The sequence below is a fragment of the Bacillus nitratireducens genome, from assembly GCF_001884135.1.
GTDB lineage: Bacteria > Bacillota > Bacilli > Bacillales > Bacillaceae_G > Bacillus_A > Bacillus_A nitratireducens.
Genome location: NZ_MAOC01000026.1, coordinates 212,992 through 235,254, shown reverse-complemented (window position 1 = coordinate 235,254; position 22,263 = coordinate 212,992). Strand labels below are relative to the sequence as shown.

Here is a 22,263-nt window from a genome sequence, read left to right as displayed (position 1 = left end):
CCGTTCATAATAAGAAGGTTCACTTATAGATTAATTTATAAAAAGCAAAAGCTTCACAGGAGGTTTTGAATGCGAAAAAAAATATGGATTATAAGTCTGTTACTATTTATTAGTATGATTTTCACTTCTTGTAATGCAACAAATGCAAATTCGAAAGGAAAAATTAAACTTGGTGTAACAAGTTGGAAAGAAAATATCGCAACCGCAAATATGTGGAAAGTTTTATTAGAAGAAAAAGGCTATAAAGTTGAACTCATGTATTTAGAAAAAGCTGCGATATGGACTGGCGTTGCACGCGGTGATGTTGATGCGAATCTAGAAGTATGGCTTCCTGTTACGGATAAACCATTAAATGCGCGTTACAAAGATGACATCGTCTTAAAATCAAAATGGTATGAAGGTACCGGGCTTGGTTTAGTCGTCCCTTCTTATGTGAAAAACGTTAACAGTATTGAAGATTTAAATGCACATAAAGATGAGCTAGATAATAAAATTGTTGGGATTGAACCTGGTAGTAGCCTTATGAATTTAACAAATAAAGCAATGAAGGAATATGATATAAAACTAAAACTTGTCCAATCTTCAGAAGCTGCGATGATGAGCGAACTAAAGAAGGCATATACGAAAAAGAAACCAATCGCTGTTACGCTTTGGAATCCTCATTGGGGCTTTTCAGAATTTGACTTAAAATATTTAAAAGACCCTAAGAAAGTATATGGTGAAAAAGATGACATTTATTACTCAGTTCGTAAAGGTTTCGAAAAAGATCATCCGGATATTGTGAAATACTTTGATCAATGGAAAATGAACGATGAACAACTAGGTACTTTAATGGTCATGCTAAATAAAACGAAAGATCCGGAAGAAGCCGCGCGAAAATGGATTAAAAAAAATCAAGCTTTAGTTGATGAATGGATAAAAGAATAAAGAACGACAAAAACAGGCTAGAGAATTCAACCTATTCTCTAGCCTGTTTAATATTATTTTTTCTCAATAACAGCATCGACAATTCCATATTCCTTCGCTTCTACTGCCGTCATAAAATAATCTCTTTCAGTATCATGTGCTACTTTTTCAAATGGTTGCCCTGTTCGCTCTGCGATAATTTTATTTATATCGTGTTTTAACTTTAATATTCTTTTTGCTGTAATTTCAATCTCCGTTGCTTGCCCTTTTACACCGCCGAGCGGCTGATGAATCATAATTTCACTGTTAGGGAGCGCAAATCTTTTTCCCTTTGCGCCAGCTAATAGTAAAAGCGCACCAAATGATGCCGCAAAGCCCATACAAAGTGTTTGCACATCTGGTTTAATAAGGTTCATCGTATCTAATATTGCAAATCCTGCTGTCGTTGAACCGCCCGGACTATTGATATAGAGGAATATATCTTTTTCTGCGTCTTCCGCTTCTAAAAATAATAATTGTGCTACTACACTGCTTGCAACTTGATCGTTAATTTCTGAACCGATCATAATAATTCGGTCTTTTAATAACCTTGAATATATATCATAGGAGCGCTCTCCTAATTTCGTTTGTTCTACTACGTAAGGAATTGCATTCATATTAAATCCCTCCATCTATTTTATGCCGCACTAAGCATACAACTGTAAGAAGAAGGTTTTTTCATACTGAATAATAACACCGGTTGTATTGATGGTAACTTAGTGAAGTCTATTGTTGGGAGAAGTTTCGTCAACAATTCAGGTCTTTCTTCACGAATAGAAGTTACAACGATTTCAACATCATCCGTGTACTCCACTATTTCAATGCCTTCTTCACTTACAGTTTTCAGCCTATTTCTACTCCTAAATAACGATGCTTTTACTGCACCTTCTGATACCGAACATACTTTAGCGATATCCGCGATACTATACTGAAAAACATCCTTCAATAATAAAATTACAGATTGTTGCACATTTAACGAAGACAATACTTTCCCTACCATTTCATGCAAATCTGCAATTTTTTCATGTGGTTCTTCAAATGTAATTTGCTGTTCTAACTTTTCTTGAACGGATTTTGATTTCATTTGATCTAACCATTGATTTCGAGCAATTTTATACAGAAGTGTTATACAAATTTTCTTCTCACTATACTTTTGAAGAACTTTGCAAATTGCTTCTTGGGCAAGGTCTTCCCCATCCCATTTATTCTTCGTCAAAAACGTACAGTATCTTTTTACCTCTGCATAATGTTCGATTAATAAATTTATATTTGAATGATTCATATCGATATGATTCTTTAAAATCTGAGTTACTTTTGTGCACAAAATAACCACTCCTTTTCAGCGCTTATTTATTAAACGATTGAACAAATAAAAAAGTTACGGTGCTTGTAAAAAAATTTTATGTTTATGTTCATGAATACGGGTCATAAATATGTTATATAGAATTTTACATGAGGAGGAATCAATTTGCCAAAATTAACAGTGGAAGGTACCGGAACTTTTGATATTAAAAAAGGAACGAAATTAGTATTAGCACTTGAAGATAACGGTGTACACATTCTTCATCGTTGCGGTGGCAAAGCCAGATGTACAACTTGCCGAATTGAAGTCATTGCAGGTGATTTTTGCGAGGCGACAAATGATGAAAAACAAGCTATTACGGAAAAAGGAATTGAAGACCACTTACGATTATCGTGCCAAATGCGTGTACATAAAGATATTACTGTTCGCCCTATACTTACAGTTGAAAATTCCGGTTTAGATGCTGGACCACGCCCGGCGGAGTAAAATGATGAATTTAAAACAACTTGCAGGCGAATATGCTGCTGGCTTTGTAAGAGATGGTATGACGATTGGACTTGGTACGGGTTCAACCGTATATTGGACGATACAAAAGTTAGGTCAACGTGTACAAGAAGGGTTATCTATTCAAGCTGTACCGACATCAAAAGAAACTGAAGTATTAGCAAAGCAATTATCTATTCCGCTAATCTCTTTAAATGAAATTGATATACTTGATCTCACAATTGATGGAGCAGATGAAATGAATTCAAATTTACAGTTAATAAAAGGCGGCGGTGGTGCATTACTTCGTGAAAAAATTGTTGCCGCTTCCTCTAAAGAACTTATCATTATTGCAGATGAATCCAAACTCGTTTCACACTTAGGTGTCTTTCCACTTCCTGTTGAAATCATCCCCTTCTCTTGGAAGCAAACTGAAAAGCGAGTGCAAGCTTTAGGATGCGAAACACGTTTACGTATGAAGGATGACGGACCTTTTATAACTGATAACGGCAATTTAATTATTGATAGTATTTTTCCAAACAAAATATTGAATCCAAATGAAACACATACAAAGTTAAAAATGATTACCGGTGTAGTTGAAACAGGATTATTTATTAATATGACGAGCAAAGCGATCATCGGAACAGAAAACGGTATAAAAGAATATTAACCATATTAAAAACTGACTTTCGCAAGTCAGTCTTTTTTTTGTGCTTTTATAGCATTACATTATGATATACTATGAAAACACATTCATAACACACTAGAAAGGGCTGAACAATTTGCAATCCAAACTCATAACAGAACTTACAGATTTAGAAACTGCCTTTCACATTCGAAAAGAAGTCTTTGTAAAAGAACAAGGTGTCCCACTTGAAGATGAATTCGATATATTTGATGAAATCGGTGAGAAATGTAAACATGTTTTAGTTTATTATAATGAGCTTCCTGTAGGAACTGGTCGTATACGATTCGTTGACGGAATGGGTAAACTAGAACGAATTTGTATTTTAAAAGACTATCGCAAATACGGATTAGGAAAAGTAATAATCAAAGCACTAGAAGAGATTGCTCGTAACAAAGAAGCAAAAAAAGTTAAACTACACGGTCAAACACAAGCTGAAGGGTTTTATGAAAAATTAGGTTATCAAACTTCTTCCGACGTATTTATGGAAGATGGAATTCCGCACATACTTATGATGAAAGAATTGGCGTGATACATAGGGTATTATATGAATCTGCATTATGGATTCATATAATACCCTTTCTGTATCTTATTCGTTTCAAAGCCTCTTTAATGAATATTCTAGACGGAAATTTAGTGCTATCCCAACAATACTATGAATAGAGATGCATTCGATATATACTCTTATACCGCTAAATTTACGCTTCTTACAAATAAAAAAATGGTGATCCTTGCACACTCAGGAATCATCGTTTTTTTATTTGTATAACGTTTAATTTGATTTTATTCTTGTAGAAGAGGCTTTGCTATTCCATATTCTAAATCCATCACCCATACTGTAATTCGTCAAATTATAGACTGCACAAGTATTTATAAGTCCTAGTATACGCTCCGTTCATAAATGAATGATCCAAGCGATGTTTTTTAAAACAATAGATTCTTGGAAAAAGACATTCGCATTTTAATAATTGATATTTCTCGTAACTTAATATACCCTATTATTAGCAATGAGTTGCATAATTAGAAGTCATCACCAAGAGAATCTGCAGGTATGCAGGTCCTTTTTTATAACATAACTCAAACAAAGCAGAGGTGAAAAGAATGGGGACATTAAAATCTTTAAAGCGTGACGTATACTTATTTATTGCAGGATTAATTTATTTTTCTACAATATGCATTTCAATATATATTACAGAAAATACATTTAACTGGCTGAGTTTTATTCTCGCACTAGCAATGTTATGTAGCTTAGTATTAAGTTTATCAGATATAAAAAATAAAAATTACAAGATAAAATAAAAAGCATCCTATTTAGATGTTTTACTTTCATTTTCTAAATAATATTGTCGCCCATAACCATACAGTTACCGCATACAATACATATTAAACCTAACAAAATTCATTCTTTCCATTTCATCAATTCCTCGCTTCATATAACATAAAAGTGTCTATACCATTTAATATAGACACACTTTCACATGTATAGTTTTAATAACGGCCTGTAAATTTAAAAATTTCATCTGCAGCTTGCTTATACCCACCTGATTTTCGGAATGACTCCTTCATATTCAAAGCAGTTTCTTTGAATGAAGAGTTATTTAATACTAAATCTACACTTTCACGTAGTTGATCCTCAGTTAATTCTTTCATATGTAACTTAATTCCTGCCCCGAGAGTCTCCACCTGCTTCGCAATTACTGGCTGATCCGCACTTTGCGGAATTACAATTAGTGGCACCCCATTATAAAGTCCTTCATGTGTACTGTTCATCCCGCCGTGTGTAATAAATAGTTTCGTATATTTGAGAAGTTCAGTTTGTGGTACATAGTTTTTCACAATGAAGTTTTTAGGGATATTACCTAAATCACTTATTTCCGTTTTGTTGCCAATAGACATAACAATTGTATGCTTACTATTCTCGAACGCCTTCATACAAAGTTTATAAAAATCAAGCGCTTCATTAAAAACAGTACCTAATGAAATGTAAATCAGGCTTTTTTCTTCAATTGGAGTGTAATCAAAACCTTCATTTTTCACTTGTGTAGATATAGATGGACCCACAAATTTGAATGTTTCATTAAATGTATCCCCAAAAGGTTGGAACTCCTTAATTGTATACACAATAGTAAGTGAAGCTGGATTACAGAAAACTTCATACGGTGCGTTTATATCAACACCATATTTTTCTTTAATTCCATTAGTTAAGTTTTCAAAATCATTATGTACTCTATCCTGAACTTCCAGTGGGATATTTTTAGAAAGATGGTCTAACATTTGTTTAAATGATTTTTCGTCCTGTGCAAACGATGTGCATGAATTTATTGCTGGAAGCTTTAGAATTTGAGCAAGTAAACGGCCACAGCCAAACATAGAATCATGAATCATGTAATCAAAATGTTCTCCTTCAATTTGTTCTAAAACACAAGGTATTACAACATCCGTTGTATGTAGAAGGCCGTTTATTCTTTCCTGTAAATAATTTCGACCACCGGAAAGAAATGCTTGTATAAATTTTTGATCGTCAAATGTTCGTACAGTAGCACCTGTCTTCTCAATACGATCCCTGAAAGCCTCTATTGAAAAATAAACTACCTCTTCACCACGAGAAATCAGTTCTTCTACAACTTGTAATGTTGGATTTATATGTCCTTCTGATCCAGCGTTAATGAATAAAACACGTGCCATTATAAACACTCCTTAAATTTAAAAATTTCTATGTTGTAAAGAGTATGGATACTTTCCATACTCTTTACGGTGTTATATGTATCATTTTCCTGCTAAATTGACCTAGCAAGCCTAAAACCAAGATCATCTATATAAAATGTAGGATGACTACGACGGCGACAAGTGGCACCGCAACCTCTAGCTGCTTCAGCCCAACTACCCCCACGAAAAATGCGGTATGACCCGTACACTGTTTCATCATACAAATCATAGCACCATTCCCAAACGTTCCCTAACATATCATAAAGTCCCCATGCATTCGGCTCTTTTTTACCGACGTCATGAATTTGTCCATTTGAATTTTCATTATACCATGCTATTTTCTGAAGTTCCCCATACGTATATCCCGTCGTACCAGCTTTACATGCGTATTGCCACTCTGCCTCAGTCGGTAATCGATAGCCATTTGAATGTAAGTTACAACTAACCTTTTTCCCATCATCTTGTATAGAATAATACTCTGTAAACCCTGCTATTTTAGACAGTAAATTACAAAAAGCAATTGCATCATGCCATGAAATATTTACAACAGGTTTATTACCATTTTCATTACCATTTAGTGCACGATTCGTAATTGCGTAATATATTTCCGCTGTTACAACATACTTTGCAAGAAGAAATGGTTTTATTTGAACTTGCCATTCTTTTTTTATTCGATCATCTCTTAATTCTACTTTTCCTGCTGGAATTTTCACCATATTAGAATCAACCGGGCCAATGAATCTATTCAATCCTATCCCCCCATGTTACTTCTTTTTATAATCTAACTATTTATGGTATCGTGCTTCTCTAAAAATAGTCTTACTTCATTTGAAGATTTTAAAATAATAACATCTGTATCCTTACTCAATTGATTTAGCCTCTTTAAAATTGAAGGGCGTTTAGTTTTAGGATACTCCCATATCCATTTGAAAAATTGCAAGTCAAATCTTTCTTCACATCCAGCACCCATATCCGGTCTTGTTTTATTTCGATATTGTACAATTCTTTTAAAAGCACGATAAACACATATTGTTCTATGAATATCAAGGAAGATAATTGTATCAGCTGCGTTAATTCTTATGTCCATTGTCCCGCCATAATTCCCATCAATAATCCACTTTTCTTCTTTAACTAATTCATTTTGAACCGTTCTTTGTTCCTCTTTCGGTACACCCTCCCAATTTGGTTTCCAAAATAGTGCATCAAGATGATGCACCTTAATATTTAATTTATTCCCTAACTGTTTTGCTAATGTAGATTTTCCTGAACCACCAGAACCTATTAATATTATTTTTTTCATATGAGTACGATTCTTTCTATAGATTCTTCAATATCTTCCTTATTAGCAAAAATCCATAAAAACATCTCTTCATTTAACTTTAGTAAATCTTTTAACTGAACAAAATAAGTAATAAATATAATTTGAATTGAAAGCATTACATACCAAATTGATTGTAGTTCTTCTCCCGTTAAAATGTTTTGCTTATAATATCCTTTAAAAATTTCACTTACAATTTGTAACCATTTCCCTCTTAATGTTTCATCACTAAATATCTCACTTAAAATACTTGTACAGCAATAGCATAAATCGAATACTCTAACGTTTTCTTCTAGAAGCTCAAAATCGATAAACCCTTGAAAATCACTTTCTCTAAAGATTACATTTGATAAGTGCATATCGCGATGAATAATTTGTTTCGGTAATGAGTGAACCGTTTCCTTGAAAGTTGTATGTATTTGATCCATTTTTTGAATTACATCCTGATGAACATGCTCATTCTTTACTAAATTCGGTAATGCCGATTCGTATACCACTTTATATAACTCTCTTTTTATTAACTCGTTAGCACTATTCACTAAATTTAGTTCGTGATGTAAATTAGCTATTTCCTCTCCAATTGTGCTTCCTAGCACTTTTAGCTTTTCTGTATCTTTTATTTCTAGTACACTTCCGGCAACATATTCGTACAAACAATAATACTTCTCTTTATAAAATACGTACCTTTCATCATTTCTCGTTTTTACTAATTTTTGTACTTTAGCTCCTTTTTCATCAAGCTGTTCTAATACATTTAGTTCAACTAGAAACTGTTTTATCGATCCCTTTTCCTTTAAAATATACGCTTTATTATTACAATGAATCTTTGTTACGTTTGGTTGTATTTCAGTAGCTGTGACATCTTTATCTTGAAACCAAAACTTTGCAATTTCTAATATATCCTTCATGTACAAATCCCCCTTTTTAAAGTCACTTATTTCTTCCATAATATATACTCGCAAAACAATCCGACTCCAACACCAATTGTGTAAGCCACTAAATCACTCCATAAAAATCCGTAACCTAATACGAGTCCACCTAAAGTCGTTGCGCGAATGCTATCAATCCATTCCGCATGGTACAATTGGCTAATTTCAATCCCGTAGCAAAATATCAAACTAATAAAAGCTAATTTCTTCATTTCTATTTTAGGAAACAAAAATCCGAATCCAGTAAAAATCATTAATGCCCATAAAGCATCACCTAAGTACTCATTTAACAAATCTGGTAACGCAAAAGCAAACTTTCTTGAACTAAGACCTAAAATAATAACAACTATAGTAAACAATGCATATAGTAATCTATTTCGTTTCGTATTCATTTCAAAATCCCCTAATTCATAATTTTAAACTGCAAATAGCTAGTAAAATATAATCATTTTACTAGCTATTTATAGTCGACTTCACTTTGTATTTAATCCAATAACTCTTGCTGCTTTTTCTTTGAAAACGATTGTAATACTAAATCATACGACCAATCTATCATCTTATTAATTTGTTCTTGTCCTACATCCTTATGTATGTACACCGTATTCCAATGTTTTTTATTCATATGATATCCAGGAATAATTGTTTCCGGGTAATCTTCCCTTATTCGTAAAGAGAGTTCTGGATCACATTTTAATGTAATTGCAGCTTTTTCCCCTTCTTCATGATTCACTATCGCAAATATTTTATTATTTAACCTCATACATGTTGCACTCCAGCCATCTGGAGAATCTTCTGTCGCTTTTCTTTTCGATAAACAATATGCTCTTGTTGCATTCATTCTAATTGGCACCTCTTATTCTTTCACTATTTGATTACGATGCATCACAATTTGCTTCGTCGCTTGAAATTGCTGTTTACCATAAAACTTTATTAGTTTCTCTCCGCAAAATAGACTAACAATATCAATATGAGAAATCTCTTTCAGTAACAATGTTAGCATCTTCTCACCAATTCCTTTGTTTCTTACACTTTCATGTACGACAACATCTTCAATATACGCCCGAAAAACACCATCAGTAACAACTCTAGCAAATCCAATTAATTCGTTTTCTTCCCATACTCCAATTGCTATACTATTTTTTAACATTTTTTCAATATCGACTTCTTTTCTTTCTGGCCACCAGCCTACAGAATCGTAAAGTTTCTTTATTTTTTCTACACAGATTGGTTGTTCATGTTGTAATTTATACGTGTACATTTTCTTTCTCCCTCCCATCAACTAGTATACATAATATTATTATAATCTCTTTTCTAAAAAGTGTTGACTATGCCCTTTAGGATGATCTTCAACAACACCATATTCTCGGTATCCGTGCTTTTTATAAAAATCTGGTGCTTGGAAACTAAATGAATCTAGTAAAATGAGTCTACACCCTTTTTCCTTCGCAATGTCCTCAATTTTATGTAGCAATTGACTACCATAACCATCATGACGAACTGATTCATCCACCCATAAAAAATCGATATGAAGATGATAAAAATACATCGTTCCTGTTACCCCGCCAAAGATTTTTCCATCTTCATCTTTCACTACGAAGCTTACTTGTTCCATCGGTTGCTTTACTTCATCTTTTAATATAGACATGTTATATTGAATTACTTTATTTTTAATGTATTCTCCTTCAGTGCGAGTACCGTTCTCTATACATTTCATATGTACTTCTTCCTTTCAATTCTTATAATGTTTACATATTTTTATTTCTTCATTTCAATAGACTAATCCATACAAATCCACCATATGTAACAAAACATGAAAAACTAATTAACCCCGGCATTGATACATACCCTGTTCTTGCGTAACTTATGTCGATATAACTAGCAATTAATGGAATAGGTTTATATCTGTGACATAAGGGCATATGCTTATTTTTATTTTTAAAGGCTTTTTCCTTATACTTAAGTGTTAGCCAAATCATAGACTATAGAGTGTAAGTGGGTGAATGATAAGGATGGTGTAAAAATGAGTGAATTTAAAAAGAAATTTCATATTCCGTGCGAATGTTTTGGTCCCCCTATGCCTCCACCTGAAATTGGTCCAACAGGTCCGACAGGTCCAACAGGTCCAACAGGTCCAACAGGTCCAACAGGTCCAACAGGACCAACAGGACCAACAGGACCAACAGCAGTAGCGTGTTGTCCATGTACTAATGTTCTTGACAACCCTGGATTTGATGAGCTACCAATAATAACCGATCCAGTTCCTGGTTGGAATCCAATTGGGGATGTTACAGAGGTAGGTGTTCCAAACGCTCATAGTGGTCGCATCCTTTCAGATGGGACACTTAGTCTCTTAGCTGCGTCAATTGGACCCGGTGGTAGTATTAATCAATCAGTTGATGTTGACGAAGGCTGTTGTTTTACGTTTTCTTTTGCTGCGGATGTAAGGGATAATGCATTTCTTATAGCTTCTGTATCTTTTCCAGAACTTCCTGGACATGGATGTCCTCCGCTCTTTACAACTCTTGGTACATTAAATATTCCACATATTATACCTGTTATGAATCAACCGCAATCTCTTTTCCAACATTATACTCTTGTTGTATGTATACCTCCTGGTGTGACTACAGCATGTGTTGCTTTTCAAAATATTGCTACAGGCGGAGAAGGCGCAACAGCTTTTGTTGACAATGTTGTATTTCAGCCGACTGGTGGACCTTGTACTTCGTGTTCACAAAATTTCTAATGTATTGATGTACTTGAAGCTTTTCGTTTTGCTGGCGGATCACAAAACCATTAAGGAGAGCCTTTGTGCTCTCTTTTTATGTTAGAAATCACCAGACACTCCCACATGCTGAGCGCATTACCTTATAGTCTCGATATATATGAGGGATTCACCTTTGTAAACGGCATACTCCTTTAGGTGCACTATTCTCCTCCCTGCTATTAAAATAACGTTTTTATTCAATTATCGGTTACAACGTTTGTTTCACTTGTCATCTTATATTCTTTATATAAGCACTTCAAAGCTTCTAGAATTGTTTCATCAACCTCTTTATTATCAAATCGATTAGGTAAATCCTTTTCCCCAATTACATAAAGAAACGGAAATTCATGAAACATTCCTATTATACCAATATTTATTGTAGCCGTGGATAATCCGCCTGTCATATGTGCTAAATGATAATACGGTATACCTTCATACTCTCCTTGTTGCATTACCATTCCACTTATAATTGGTTCCCATAATTCTGGTGCGGATTTATATCCTTGGAAAATATGTAATAAAAGCGAAAGAACTTGTTTTAATTCCCCAATATTTTTCTCATCTCTAGGATTTTCCTGTATATGAATCTTGGAAAAGTTCGTTGAAACATATTCTTTGACAGTATCCCATCCTCCGCAGTGTATAACAATTGACTGAGCAATATAGCTGTCGTGACATGCTATCATTACTTCAGCCGCTTTACTAAGTGTTAATGTAGCTCTGCCTTGTAAGTGAGGATATAACTGCGCACTATCTTCATTTGGATTAAACTTAATGTGATGAAGTGTATCACTCCAACTAATTAGTTTATCCTTTACCATCTTTGCTACTGCAAATCCAATTGCCACTTTTGCTGCTGATGCTAAAGGAACGTATAGCTCATTGTTATGGGTAGCAACTATATTTCCATTCTTTGTTGAATAAACAAGTATTCCAACTTGACCAGTTTGTATTTCTTTTATTTTTCCAATGACAGCCTGCATATTCATCCCTCTTTTTATATCGTTTTATCATCTTCTCAAAATTCGATATAGAATATAAGAATCCTTTTTTGCTAAATGATAATCATGAACACAATAAGAAAAAGATAGTATGAAATTTCTTCACACTACCTTTTAAAATTAATTATTGCGCATAACGAATACATCTATTCTTCGATAGGATTTCCAGGTCCGTTAAGTTCCAATTGATAAAAAGCTAAATCTAGCCATCCATTGAACTTATAACCAGCCTTTTTTATTGTTCCCGAATAAACAAATCCGAAGTTTTTATGCATTGCAATGCTTTTTTCATTTTCCGCATCAATTCCAGCAATTAAGGTCATATATTCTCTTTCTTTTGCAATTGTGATTAATTCTTCCATTAAAGAGGACCCAATTCCATTTTTTCTATATTCCCTATCAATATACACAGAATGTTCAACTGAATATTTATAGGCAGGCCATGCCCTAAAGGGGCCAAATGTCGCAAATCCTACTACTTTATTATCTAGCTCATAGACTACAATTGGATAGCCATCAGCCTTTTTTTGTTCATACCAATCTATTCTATTTTCAAGGGTTACAGGTTTATACGCATATACAGCTGTTGAATTAAGGATTGCATCATTATAAATATCTAAAATAAATGTTACATCTTTTTTCATTGCTTCCCTTATCATTGTTTTCTTCCTTTCATAATGATCTTTCTCTGTACCTTTCTTTCAACTGATCTACCTAATAATAATACAAATTTATTTTTACAACCGAATTCTAGATTTTCGAAAACCATCAATTGCATTTAGTACCGCAGATATTATGGAGATAATTATCCCTCCACCAATTAACCACTTTTTAAATTCCTCTGGAGAAGTAGTAAACACATTTGCCACATACGTAATAAATCCTTCGTTAAATAAATGCGGATTTACTACAATTACAATGAATACTATTGTTCCACCTATTTGAAGAATACCATTCCAAATTGCCAACTTTTTCGTCCATTGTCCTTGTACTAACTTATAAAGAGATATACCTATTTCAAATACGATCATAATTACAACGATTGGCCAATACTGAAGTAACACATCTTGATTAAAAGTTGGCGCGACAAATTTCAGTCCGCTTTCTGTACCATGATATATACCTACAAGATGATTCGCATAAAAGTAAAGTGTGGCCCATATTGCAGTCCACATCAAACCTCCAAACACTTCAAACTTTGAGATCGCCTTTTTCTTCGGGATATACGAAATATTTTTCAAATCATCTGGCGTCCATTTTTTTAAACTTGTTGTTAATGGTTGTGGGTCCTTTTCTTTATCCGTTCTTTCTATAACAGCAAATACTAGTGTCAACCAGAAAAATACATGGAGGCCTACTTCGATAATTTCCCCAATACCTTTACCTATCAATTGTAAAATAACATTTAATACTGCTTGATCACCAGTATAGCCTATAAAATTTTCTGCAACCATTGAAATGAGTGCGATAACAGCTGCAATTGGTATGATCATTTTTAATAATGTCGTATACACATCAAAATAACGTGGCCCAATTAAATGCATCGGTCTATCCAAATAACCATTAGCCAATGAAACTGGGCTCCCCAATTTTCCAAGGACACTCTTTACATCTTCCTCATTGTACTCATCAGGTAACATATCCTCTATTGTCGACCGTAATTCAAGCGTAATATCTTCACGATTTTTTTCAGGTAATCTCTTCGCAACTTCCTCGACGTACATATCAATCAAACTCATTCTTTTCCTCCTCCTTTAATAAGTTATACAGTTCTTTCGAATCCTTTATCCATTCCTTTTTTAACTGCAAAAATATCTCTAATCCGTATTCACTTAAAACATAATACTTACGAGGTCTACTCTCCGTTTTATCCCAACTACTCGTCACTAGCTCCTGCTTTTCTAATCGGCGAAGTAGTGGATATAAAGTACTTTGATCGATTACGATTCCTGATTGCTCCAATAATTGGACAAGCGAATATCCATATTGCGGCGTTCTTAGTTGACTTAAAACCGCTAATGTCAATGTCCCTCTCCTTAGCTCAGTAATTAATGAATTTAATAAAGTATCCATTCACCCACCTCATTTTCATTACTATATGTCATACAGTATGTGTTTTATACTATGTATCGTACAGTATTAGTGTGACAAAAACAATAATTTTTCAAAAAATATATACAATAAAAAGCACAAACTATATAATTTGCGCTTTTCTAGCAAACTTAAATACCTATAACACTCTTAACTTTTTCCCTCTGGTAATAAAAAATCTCCCTTTTCTTTAAGAAATGGAACAACACCTACAATTGCCTCAAAATTGATTACTCCATATACATGCGGGTATTCTTGACCGTTAGAAGCAAGTTCATATTTTATTTCTGCATTTACTAGGGATGGATCAATTGTAAGTAATAATACATCTTCTTCATGACTGAAATGTTTTTGAGCAACTTTTAAAGCTTGGTCTAATAATGAACAATGAATGAACCCCTCATCTTTAAGAGAGGCTTCATTAATCTCTCTAGTTGTTTTGGCGATTTCCCAATTTCTTTTTGTTATTACTTTTGTAATCATTCCATTTTCTCCTCCGTATCTTTATATAGAAAAACAAGAGGTCTTCTGTTCATTACTAGAAAAGCCTCTTGAATTTATTATATATTCCTATCTCTTAATTAACGGAGATACTTCCCCACTATAGAAAATCCATAAATCATGCAGCGATCTTGTACATCCGACATACAATAATTTCGCATCATGTTTTGTATTTTTGTAATGCTCCTCATCAACGTCGATTAGAAGTACTGCATCAAATTCTAATCCTTTCGCCAAGTATACAGGTACTACCGAAATGCCACCTTCATACTTACTTTGATCTGCTTCAATGAAGTTAACAGTCAACCCTGCATTTGTTAATTTCTCATATATATCACGGCATTCATCATCTGTTCTTCCAATTACCGCAATTGTTTTCACATCTTCATTTTGCAAATGCTGTACTGTCTTTAAAACTTCAGTAAATTGGTCCTCTGCCCGAATTACTTTCACGTCTTCCCCGCTACGGAAAACTGGTGTAGCAAGTCCTACAGGAATTTCTGCATTTCTTATTATTTCATTCGCAAATTCAATAATTTCTTTTGTAGAACGATAACTTCTCGTCAGTTCATAATAACCTGTTTCTTGGAATACTTCCTTAAAAGCATTCCAATCTTCAATTCCTTGATAATCATAAATCGCTTGAGATAAATCACCTAATATAGTGAAAGAATTACCTAGTGTAATTTCTTTTAATACATATACTTGGAATGGCGAGAAATCCTGCGCTTCATCAATAACGACGTGATGGAACTTTTGTCCCATTTCAATTCCTGTTATGCGATGTTGTATGTAAATTAAAGCTGGTAAGTCTTCTACATACACTTCTTTTTTACGACAATTCTTTTCTGTTTCTTGAACAAGTTCTTCAGGTAATACTTCGAGTATTTCCTTACTCTTTATCATTGAATTATATAGTGAAAGCGGGCTCATTTTCGGCCAAAAATTCATATATGTGTTCAATCTCTTTGTCGCTTCTTTTTTTAGTAATTTTTTCTCGTTTGTTTCTCCAAACTTTTTAAGCTCAATTTCAATCCAGCGCTTCATACGGCCGACTAAACGTTCTCTTCTTTTCTTTAATGGATAGTGTTTATATTCAACCTGCATCCATTTTTTAACGTCTTCTACTGGAATAACAGCTTTATCCCATGCCTCAAAATCTTTTGTTGGCACTAAATCTTTTTCAAATTGAATCATTCTTCCTTCAATAAACGACTTAAATTCCAGCGTGCCTTTCAATTTACCTAGCATAACCTTTTTTTCATCGCGATTAATTGAGAAAGCTTCTTTCAATTTTTCTTCTGTCTGCTTCAGTTTCACTGAACCCTCTAGCAGACGCAATGCCCAATCTGGAAACGTTGTTTGACTAATATTTCCTACCCCTAACTCAGGAAGTACACTTGAAATATAGTCTAAAAACAAACTGTTTGGAGCGAATACGATCATTCTCTCCGCTTCAAGTTGTTCACGATATTCATAAATTAAAAAAGCAAGGCGATGTAAAGCGATCGTTGTTTTTCCGCTCCCTGCAACCCCTTGAATTAATAATGGTAAGTTTTTTTCCGCACGAATAATATCATTTTGCTCTGATTGTATAGTCGAAACGATATCCTTTAATTTATTATCTTTATTCTCACCTAATCGATATAGAAGAAAATCATCAGCATGCGAGACATCTTCATTTCCTTTTACATATGTATCAACAACACGTTCTAGTTCTCTTTTTCGGATGGAGATGTTTCGTTTTAAATAAACATCACCTTCTACTAACCCGTCTGGTGAATGATAAAATGCTAATTCTTCACCACCAGTAAATGAATAAAACATACTAGCGACAGGTGCACGCCAATCAATTACAATTGGTTTCATCGTATCTTTATCTGAAACACCTACTTTACCGATGTAAATCGGCATAACTTCTTCCTTGCCATCCTCCTGAAAGTCTAATCTTCCAAAATACGGTTCATGTACACCAATACGTAAGTTTTGTCTATTAGACTCCCTCATACTTTCAAGAATTTGCTCTTTAAAATCTTCTCCATAATAAACTGGGATTTTTTCAAGTTGCTCTAATTGCTCATCCATCGTACATAAAATATCTTTCATTTTCTGTAATTCTTCTTCAAATATGTTACTCATTTGATGATTCCCTCCTGTCCGTTCCAATTTTTTCAGTCGAGATACAATTGTATTAAAAATCCATTCATAAAGTCAATAGTTTTAGTAAGAATTTTCTAAATTAAAAAAGAGTAGAGATTAAACTCTACTCTTCTTTACTTTAATTCGATACGCCAAACATTCATTTAAAGTTGCTAATTCTTTATATTTTTGTTTTTCAAAATCATATGCTCCCCCTGGGAAGAATCCTACAATACTTAAACCTGCTTTAGTACATAAATCACTAATCTCTTCAACTGTATAGCAACGTAAAGACTGTGTTACAATCTCATAAGGCTGATTAGGATTCCACCAATGATCTAACATTCTTTCATTTATACTATCATATTCATATTTTCTCATAGCTGAACTTAATGGCATTTCTTGTCCACTTACCTTTTTCCAATACAAAGGTTGATAAATATCAATAAGTGCACATCCATCTTCCTTCATCCAATCTTTAATCTGTTTTAGTAGAAACAATTGCTCATCATCTGTTCCGACACCAAAGCCGTCTAAATAACTTACTACATCAAATTTTTCTTCAAAGTTAATTTGATAAAAATCTCCACAATGAATGGCAATATCACTACTAGAATGTTCTTTTGCAAAAGAAACCAGCTCTGATACAAGTTCAACAGTTGTCATTCTCACATGTAACTTAGACATCGCTCTAGCAAACCCACCATTCCCTGCACCAAGTTCTAACATCGTTTGAAACGGATATCCAACTTGTTCTTGCACCTCTTTAGCAACTTGCTCTAGCCAGTTTTCCGTATTTATATCATAATTCGACAATTCAAATTGTTTTTTGTAAAATTCCTTCACGTTTAACTCGTTCATTATTATTCTCCTCCTGCAATAGATTTTTCTACTACAGGTGAGAAACTAAATTTCTAATACCCATGAAAAATCCCCCTTATTATTTCCCTACATTTATAATTTATCATAATAATAAAAATTTTAAAAATACAAATTCAAAAAGCAGATAATGGATTATTCCACTATCTGCTTTTACATCATTCTATAGCTTCTTTTATTTTCCTTTTTGATACTCCAGCCAATCACCAGAAATGATAACTTTCTTTAACATTTCACTATCTTGAGCAACATACACATATGCATGTATTTCTCTATCCCCAAAATAAATAGTTTGAGTGATCCTGTCATATAAATCACTCTCTGCATTACCTGTATATTCTTCGAGTTCATCTAATTTTTGCAAAACCTCATCATCTACTTCGTAAACTTCCCCATATACCTTTTCCCCGTTTGAACAAATCATTGCAGGATACCCTTCACCTGTATCAAATAATTCACCATACGTCCATGCTGCGTCTGCGATGCATGTTGCACCTTGCATATAATGAGCATTCGTTTGCTCTTTTCTTAACGTGCCATACACAAAAACATGATACATATATTCCTATCCCCTTTATATGTCTCTACTTTCTTATTTGTAAATAAGCACGAATCATAAAGTAACTCACTTCATCTGGAAGCTGTTCTTTAATAGATTTCAAACCGCCTTCTGCATTTTGTACGGCAGTTTCAATTAGAGCTTCATACTCTGCTGGAACAAAGCTGTTCCAGTCTACTTCCATACCATCTTCAAAGCAACGGATTAAATGATTTTCAATCGTTTGTCTCGATAACCCACGTTCCTTTGCAACCTCATTTAAATCAATACCTTGTTTATACATTTCATATGTTTCTAAATGAGAATTTGCTGAAGCTTTCCCTGACTTTTTACGCTCTGAAACAACTTCCGTCTTAATTGTTTCAGCATAGTTTGGGTTTTCCTCAATAAAGTGCTGCACTGCTTGTAAGAAGTGAGAACCGTACTTCACAAGTTTGTGCTCTCCAATTCCTTTTACAGTTAGGAGTTCAGAGTCACTTTGCGGCATTTTCGCACACATATCTTTTAACGTTTGATCAGAGAAAATAACGAACGGAGGCACGCCTTCTCCTTGTGCAATTTCTTTACGCACTTCACGAAGCACTTCAAATAAAGGATGGTCTTGAACAATTTGTCGTGTTTCTACTCGTTCTTTACGTAAAACGTTCTCTTTACCAAGTAGTACTTCTTTACCTTTTTCCGTTACTTTTAATGTCGGATATGTACCATGTTCAACTGCGATCAACTCGTCTGAAATTAAAAACTCAATAAACTCACTGACTTCTTTCACACTACGATTTGATAAAAGTCCGTACGTTGGCAAAGTATGAAAATTAAATTCAATAACTTTCTTATTTTTCGATCCCGTTAATACTTGTGCAATCATTTGTTTCCCAAATCGTTGGTTCGTCCTAATCATACAAGATAGTACCATTTGTGATTCTCTCGTCACATCGATACTTTCACGATCGTCCGTACAATTACCACAGCGTCCACAATCTTCCCCCGGCTCTTCTCCGAAGTATTGCAAAATAAATGATTGTAAACATTGTTCTGTATGACAGTAATCGGTCATATTTTGCAATTTTTCAAGTTCGTTTGAAAAACGTGATTCTCCAGTTGATTGATCGATTAAAAAGCGTTGTACTTGCACATCTTGAGAAGAATATAACAAAATACATTCACTATCTAATCCGTCACGACCAGCACGTCCTGCTTCTTGATAGTAACTTTCCATGTTTTTAGGAAGTTGATAATGGATTACGTAACGAATATTCGATTTATCAATCCCCATTCCGAACGCGGATGTCGCTACCATAACGCTGATTTCATCTCGTAAAAAGAGTTCTTGTTGTTCATTTCGATCGTGATCGCTCATACCAGCATGATATTTCGATACCGAAACTCCTGCTTTCCCTAAATCTTCATATAACTGATCGACTACTTTTCTTGTAGCTGCATAAATAATCCCAGATTCCTTCTGATTTTGACGAATATAATCTGCTAAATACGCATTACGATCCTGTCCCTTAATTACTGAAAACGATAAGTTCTCGCGCTCGAACGTTGTCATAATTGTATTTTCTTGATTAATTTCAAGCGTACTACAAATATCATCACGCACTTGTGGTGTTGCTGTTGCTGTTAACGCTAAAACGAGCGGTTTTTCTGGAAGATAATCTAATATACGATGTATATGTAAATAACTCGGGCGGAAATCATGTCCCCACTGCGAAATACAGTGCGCCTCATCAATTGCAATCATCGGGATTTTCATATCGATAAGTTGATCAACAAACTCCATAGAATCAAGTCGCTCAGGCGCCACATAAAGCAACTTATAATGTCCTTGTTTCGCCAATTGAATTCGTTGATTCGCTTCTGCAATAGAAATAGAACTATTAATATATGTAGCGGAAATACCATTTTGTATTAATGTGTCTACTTGATCTTTCATAAGTGAAATCAAAGGTGATATAACTAATGTCGTTCCTTCGAATACTAGTGCGGGAATTTGATAACAAATTGACTTACCACCGCCCGTAGGCATAATACAAACCGTATCCTTTCCATCTAATACATTTTTAATTGTTTCATCTTGTCCTCTTCGGAATGACGAATAACCGAAATAAGACGCTAAAAGTTCTTGAGCTTTTGTAAACAAAAAAGAGTCACCTGCTTTTCTTTATCTTTCATCTATTCCCATTATATCATCAAACTGATTCTCGCCACTTTGAATTTTATAAGTATTTGAGTTCTATTTGCTTCCTACGTTTTCCAACATAAAATAAACAAATCTAGTACACAAGAAGAAAGAATCTCAAAATAAATATTCATTTAATTTACCTTCCTAGAATACTACTAATCGTATACATATGAATTTGAGGAGGTTAAATTATGAAGAGTCGTTACAATAGTTCCATCGAATCTAAAGAGTCAAATAAACAACTCCAATTCTCTAATAATGATGCGTGGAAATATGAATCATTTTATAAGTATCAGCCGTTATTTTCTTATAAAAAACTATTTAATTTCCTTTCTCAACTTTTTAGGCGTTAATACATGTGCCAAATATATATCATTCAAACAAATTTTCTCAACATTAAACTTATAGACTTACTACAATACAGTTGTTACCATATATAATAATCTGTTAGATAACCCCCTTATGTTGACCTGCTTAAATTAGCAGGTCTTTTTACACTTGTATATCACGATATATCGTAACCTGATTAAAAAGTCTTTTCTCCATTTTAGAACCCTATTCCATTCTCCACAAATGACTATAATTCCCAAAAGCAAAATATAAATCCTTTACATTCAAACAAGTAATTCATTTTTTCTCAATACACAAAGTAAATTTCATTTGTTACTATGAAGATACTCCAGATGAGTTTTTGCTCATCTACATTATCTAGTTAATGGGGCCTTCCGCGGGAAGCAGGTCCCTTTGACTTTATTAAAGTCCCATTTTCATTTGGACACATTTACCAGGTTTTTTTAAAAGAATTTTGTGATAATATTACGTAGTCGAGTCCGACATCTCGGCAATACCCTTTTGAGGCTCTGCAACTTCCCTTGCAGAGCCTCTTTTACTTTATATTCAATTTATTCATATATACCACAACATTATTCATTGAATTTCTCCATTTCAAATTCCCTGAAAATAATCTAGGACACGTAACTAAAAATAAATCTTTATCATACTTTGAGTTATACATGTTCAAAGGAGTGTTACTATTTATGTATTCTTATTGGCAATCGTATTACTCCCCCTATCATAATCCTTATGTAAACTATGATTTATCCGTACGTAACTACCGAATTAGTAAAAACGAGAATTTTTTAAAAGGGTTTATGCGTTCTTTATGGGAACAACACGTCGCTTGGACGAGATTAGCTATTATAAGTATTGTATTTAATTTACCAGATGTTAATGTTACTGTTGGACGGCTTCTACAAAACGCAACACATATGGGACTATCACTTGAGCCCTTCTATGGCGAGAATGCAGTAAAGAAATATAGTGCATTAATTAAAGATCATTTAGTAATTGCAGCCGATCTTGTGAAAGCCGCAAAAGCTGGTGATCAAAATGCAGCTGCCGCTATAGAAAAGAAATGGTACGCTAATGGTGATGAAATTACTGAATTTCTTAACAGTATCAACCCATATATAGATAAAGAAGAATTCAGAAAAATGTTTTATGAACATTTAGCACTAACGAAAGCAGAAGCACTTGCCTTCCTAAATAAAGATTATGAAGCAGGAGTAAAACTTTACGATAAAATTGAAAAAGAAGCATTAGAAATGGCCGACATGATAACAAATGCAATCGTAAAACAATTTCCTCAAGTATTTCAATAATAAACCGATTTGTCTTCAAATCGGTTTATTATTGTTTCTATCTAGTTTACATTTTAAACCTCTCCTCTTTACATTTAGCTTATATCGATATATTTTATTAATATCCGTTTTTTA

At 33.8% G+C, this 22,263-nt stretch carries 26 protein-coding genes; 7 read left to right on the top strand and 19 right to left on the bottom strand.

Annotated features, from left to right (window positions below; all coding sequences use genetic code 11):
- The first annotated feature begins 69 nt into the window (after window positions 1-69).
- A complete protein-coding gene (locus tag BAU23_RS10985) occupies window positions 70-927 on the top strand; it encodes a glycine betaine ABC transporter substrate-binding protein (protein WP_001227642.1) in 858 nt (285 codons plus the stop codon).
- Between the two features lie 53 nt (window positions 928-980).
- Here the strand turns inward: BAU23_RS10985 and clpP are convergent, their stop codons facing one another.
- Window positions 981-1,562, bottom strand: a complete 582-nt coding sequence (gene clpP, locus BAU23_RS10980; RefSeq protein WP_071734436.1) for an ATP-dependent Clp endopeptidase proteolytic subunit ClpP — start codon at window positions 1,560-1,562, stop codon at window positions 981-983.
- A 20-nt stretch (window positions 1,563-1,582) separates the two neighbouring features.
- Window positions 1,583-2,269 carry an RNA polymerase subunit sigma-70 gene (locus BAU23_RS10975; RefSeq protein ID WP_000337527.1) on the bottom strand — a complete coding sequence of 229 codons (687 nt, stop codon included), beginning with the start codon at window positions 2,267-2,269 and terminating at the stop codon, window positions 1,583-1,585.
- A gap of 144 nt (window positions 2,270-2,413) precedes the next feature.
- Here BAU23_RS10975 and BAU23_RS10970 point away from each other — a divergent pair, with 144 nt between their 5' ends.
- The 3 genes from BAU23_RS10970 to BAU23_RS10960 all read left to right on the top strand — a co-directional run bounded on the left by BAU23_RS10970 (window position 2,414) and on the right by BAU23_RS10960 (window position 3,948).
- Window positions 2,414-2,734, top strand: a complete 321-nt coding sequence (locus BAU23_RS10970) for a 2Fe-2S iron-sulfur cluster-binding protein (RefSeq protein WP_071734435.1) — start codon at window positions 2,414-2,416, stop codon at window positions 2,732-2,734.
- 4 nt (window positions 2,735-2,738) lie between these two features.
- On the top strand, window positions 2,739-3,401 hold the full coding sequence (rpiA, locus tag BAU23_RS10965; RefSeq protein WP_001049978.1) for a ribose 5-phosphate isomerase A: 663 nt from the start codon (window positions 2,739-2,741) through the stop codon (window positions 3,399-3,401).
- 112 nt (window positions 3,402-3,513) lie between these two features.
- Window positions 3,514-3,948: a GNAT family N-acetyltransferase gene (locus BAU23_RS10960; RefSeq protein WP_071734433.1), complete on the top strand. Its 435-nt coding sequence runs from the start codon at window positions 3,514-3,516 to the stop codon at window positions 3,946-3,948.
- A gap of 956 nt (window positions 3,949-4,904) precedes the next feature.
- Here BAU23_RS10960 and BAU23_RS10950 read toward each other — a convergent pair.
- The 8 genes from BAU23_RS10950 to BAU23_RS10915 form a co-directional block, all read right to left on the bottom strand.
- On the bottom strand, window positions 4,905-6,101 hold the full coding sequence (locus BAU23_RS10950; RefSeq protein WP_071734431.1) for a macrolide family glycosyltransferase: 1,197 nt from the start codon (window positions 6,099-6,101) through the stop codon (window positions 4,905-4,907).
- A 92-nt stretch (window positions 6,102-6,193) separates the two neighbouring features.
- Window positions 6,194-6,871, bottom strand: coding sequence for a formylglycine-generating enzyme family protein (locus BAU23_RS10945; protein WP_001078761.1), 678 nt, complete (start codon window positions 6,869-6,871; stop codon window positions 6,194-6,196).
- Window positions 6,872-6,903: 32 nt separating this feature from the next.
- A complete protein-coding gene (locus tag BAU23_RS10940) occupies window positions 6,904-7,422 on the bottom strand; it encodes a DNA topology modulation protein (RefSeq protein ID WP_000720539.1) in 519 nt (172 codons plus the stop codon).
- Window positions 7,419-8,348, bottom strand: coding sequence for a phosphotransferase enzyme family protein (locus BAU23_RS10935; protein WP_071734429.1), 930 nt, complete (start codon window positions 8,346-8,348; stop codon window positions 7,419-7,421). Before BAU23_RS10935 ends, BAU23_RS10940 begins: the two co-directional genes overlap by 4 nt.
- A gap of 26 nt (window positions 8,349-8,374) precedes the next feature.
- Window positions 8,375-8,761, bottom strand: a complete 387-nt coding sequence (locus BAU23_RS10930; RefSeq protein ID WP_001093427.1) for a ribosomal maturation YjgA family protein — start codon at window positions 8,759-8,761, stop codon at window positions 8,375-8,377.
- 92 nt (window positions 8,762-8,853) lie between these two features.
- Window positions 8,854-9,207, bottom strand: coding sequence for an MmcQ/YjbR family DNA-binding protein (locus tag BAU23_RS10925; RefSeq protein ID WP_000994618.1), 354 nt, complete (start codon window positions 9,205-9,207; stop codon window positions 8,854-8,856).
- A gap of 15 nt (window positions 9,208-9,222) precedes the next feature.
- Window positions 9,223-9,627: a GNAT family N-acetyltransferase gene (locus BAU23_RS10920; protein ID WP_000288954.1), complete on the bottom strand. Its 405-nt coding sequence runs from the start codon at window positions 9,625-9,627 to the stop codon at window positions 9,223-9,225.
- Between the two features lie 39 nt (window positions 9,628-9,666).
- On the bottom strand, window positions 9,667-10,083 hold the full coding sequence (locus BAU23_RS10915; protein WP_000649735.1) for a GNAT family N-acetyltransferase: 417 nt from the start codon (window positions 10,081-10,083) through the stop codon (window positions 9,667-9,669).
- 306 nt (window positions 10,084-10,389) lie between these two features.
- Here BAU23_RS10915 and BAU23_RS10910 point away from each other — a divergent pair, with 306 nt between their 5' ends.
- Window positions 10,390-11,112 (top strand): hypothetical protein, encoded by a 723-nt coding sequence (locus BAU23_RS10910; RefSeq protein ID WP_071734427.1) that lies wholly within the window; start codon window positions 10,390-10,392, stop codon window positions 11,110-11,112.
- Window positions 11,113-11,330: 218 nt separating this feature from the next.
- On the opposite strand, the gene BAU23_RS10905 is transcribed toward BAU23_RS10910, so the two are convergent.
- The 9 genes from BAU23_RS10905 to recQ all read right to left on the bottom strand — a co-directional run bounded on the left by BAU23_RS10905 (window position 11,331) and on the right by recQ (window position 20,446).
- Window positions 11,331-12,116, bottom strand: coding sequence for a serine hydrolase (locus tag BAU23_RS10905; RefSeq protein WP_071734425.1), 786 nt, complete (start codon window positions 12,114-12,116; stop codon window positions 11,331-11,333).
- A gap of 164 nt (window positions 12,117-12,280) precedes the next feature.
- On the bottom strand, window positions 12,281-12,793 hold the full coding sequence (locus BAU23_RS10900; protein WP_071734423.1) for a GNAT family N-acetyltransferase: 513 nt from the start codon (window positions 12,791-12,793) through the stop codon (window positions 12,281-12,283).
- Window positions 12,794-12,871: 78 nt separating this feature from the next.
- On the bottom strand, window positions 12,872-13,873 hold the full coding sequence (locus BAU23_RS10895) for an HAAS signaling domain-containing protein (RefSeq protein WP_071734421.1): 1,002 nt from the start codon (window positions 13,871-13,873) through the stop codon (window positions 12,872-12,874).
- Window positions 13,860-14,207 carry a PadR family transcriptional regulator gene (locus tag BAU23_RS10890; protein ID WP_000380299.1) on the bottom strand — a complete coding sequence of 116 codons (348 nt, stop codon included), beginning with the start codon at window positions 14,205-14,207 and terminating at the stop codon, window positions 13,860-13,862. Before BAU23_RS10890 ends, BAU23_RS10895 begins: the two co-directional genes overlap by 14 nt.
- Window positions 14,208-14,375: 168 nt before the next feature.
- Window positions 14,376-14,708, bottom strand: a complete 333-nt coding sequence (locus tag BAU23_RS10885; RefSeq protein WP_000629073.1) for a DUF952 domain-containing protein — start codon at window positions 14,706-14,708, stop codon at window positions 14,376-14,378.
- 87 nt (window positions 14,709-14,795) lie between these two features.
- On the bottom strand, window positions 14,796-16,865 hold the full coding sequence (locus tag BAU23_RS10880; protein ID WP_000065191.1) for a HelD family protein: 2,070 nt from the start codon (window positions 16,863-16,865) through the stop codon (window positions 14,796-14,798).
- 117 nt (window positions 16,866-16,982) lie between these two features.
- Window positions 16,983-17,726, bottom strand: coding sequence for a class I SAM-dependent methyltransferase (locus BAU23_RS10875; protein WP_071734419.1), 744 nt, complete (start codon window positions 17,724-17,726; stop codon window positions 16,983-16,985).
- Window positions 17,727-17,919: 193 nt separating this feature from the next.
- The gene (locus BAU23_RS10870) at window positions 17,920-18,303 is read right to left on the bottom strand and encodes a gamma-glutamylcyclotransferase family protein (RefSeq protein ID WP_000274896.1); all 384 of its coding nucleotides are present in this window, start codon (window positions 18,301-18,303) and stop codon (window positions 17,920-17,922) included.
- Window positions 18,304-18,328: 25 nt separating this feature from the next.
- Complete coding sequence (gene recQ / locus BAU23_RS10865; protein ID WP_000494248.1) at window positions 18,329-20,446, bottom strand: DNA helicase RecQ; 2,118 nt, start codon at window positions 20,444-20,446, stop codon at window positions 18,329-18,331.
- Between the two features lie 233 nt (window positions 20,447-20,679).
- On the opposite strand from recQ, the gene BAU23_RS30170 reads away from it, so the two are divergent.
- A complete protein-coding gene (locus tag BAU23_RS30170) occupies window positions 20,680-20,841 on the top strand; it encodes a hypothetical protein (RefSeq protein WP_000842437.1) in 162 nt (53 codons plus the stop codon).
- Window positions 20,842-21,525: 684 nt separating this feature from the next.
- Window positions 21,526-22,149, top strand: coding sequence for a hypothetical protein (locus BAU23_RS10860; protein ID WP_000287718.1), 624 nt, complete (start codon window positions 21,526-21,528; stop codon window positions 22,147-22,149).
- Window positions 22,150-22,263 lie beyond the last annotated feature (114 nt).